This is a genomic window from Allobosea sp. P1_A7 (assembly GCF_056406775.1).
In genome coordinates, this window is sequence record NZ_JBFTZN010000545.1 from 1 (window position 1) to 1,580 (window position 1,580).

General features: G+C 64.5%; 1 pseudogene. It reads left to right on the forward strand.

The annotated features are described in order from the left end of the window. Positions 1 to 191 precede the first annotated feature (191 nt). Positions 192 to 1,546, forward strand: a pseudogene (locus tag AC1D34_RS37450) (IS5 family transposase). The last annotated feature ends 34 nt before the right edge of the window (positions 1,547 to 1,580 follow it).

Sequence of the window (1,580 nt, forward strand, 5' to 3'; positions counted from 1 at the left end):
GACGGACGGTCGTGAACAACCTGCAAGCGCCGGCGCTGGTTGGGGTTTTCTGCGGTTTCAAGTATTCGATTTCGCAAGGGTTTGGGGCTTTGGTGCGCAAAAGCTTGCGATTTCGTCGGGCGTCCGGGTTAGAGGTTTTCGGCGTTTGCGAAGTATGATTCAGTCCTCGGATCGAAGCCGGGGAGCGTCTGATGCGTCCAAAACCGCCGTCGAAACCCCGCAACGAGGACCTGTTCCGCTCGCGGCTGGACGCGATTGTGGATGGTCGCCACGAACTGGTTCGGCTGGCCAGGCTGATTGACTGGGACCGCTTCGAGGCGGCGTTTGGCGAGCTTTATGTCGACAAGACAGGCCGGCCGGGCTTGCCGACACGGCTGATGGCCGGGCTGCATTTGCTCCAGCACGCCAAGGGCCTGTCCGACGATGCGGTCTGCGCCCAGTGGCTTGAAAACCCCTATTTCCAGGTCTTCTGCGGCGAGACGTATTTCCAGCACAAGCTGCCGCTGGATCGCTCATCCATGACGCGCTGGCGGGGCCGGATTGGCCAGGGCAAGCTGGAAGAACTGTTGGCCGAGACCCTGGCAGCGGCCCAGAGGGCCAAGGCGGTGGATGCTGGCAAGTTCGAACGCATCACCATCGATACGACCGCCCAGACCAAGGCGGTGGCGYACCCGACCGACAGTGGTCTGCTGCTGCGTGCGGTGGAATGGCTGAACCGTTTCGCCAGGCGGCATGGCCTGGTGCTGCGTCAATCCTTCGTGCGGCKGGCCCGCCGCGCCCGACGCGAGGTCTCACGACTGATCCACACCCGGGGCCACAAGCAGGCGCTGCGTGAAGTCCGCCGCATGCGCACCTYTGTCGGCCGCCTCTATCGTGACATTGGCCGCAAGATTACCGGTCAGCCGGATCTCGAGGCGGCCTTTCGGCCGGTCGCCGAACCGATCGCCCGGCTGCTCGCACAGAAGGCCGGCGATCCCAACAAGCTCTATGCCTTGCATGCTCCCGAGGTGGAATGCATCGCCAAGGGCAAGGCTCGCACCCGCTATGAGTTCGGGGTCAAGGCGTCCTKCGCCGTCACCAACGCCCGCGCCAGGGGCGGACAGTTCATCGTCGGCGCCCAAGCCCACCCGGTCTGCCCTATGACGGCCATACCCTGCAACGCCAGATCGCCCAGGTTGAACGCCTGACCAGCGCCAGGGTCGAGCGCGCCTACGTCGACCGCGGCTATCGCGGTCACGGCCTGGCCGCACCGCAGGTTTACCTGTCCAACACCCGCGGCATCGTCTCGCCGACCGTCAAGCGCGAACTCAGACGGCGGAGCGCCGTCGAACCGATCATCGGACACACCAAGGCCGACGGAAAACTCGAACGYCACTGGCTGAAGGGTGCCCAGGGCGACGCCATCAACGTCATCCTCGTCGCCGCCGGACACAACATCCGCCTGCTCCTGGCATGGCTGAGAGTTTTTTGCGCCTTGATCCTGGCCACGCTCAGCGCCCCCGCGGCGCAGACCTCGATCACAAAGGGCCGACCGGCGTTCAGCTAAACTCACAAACCGCCAGGATCAGGTTGTTCACGAC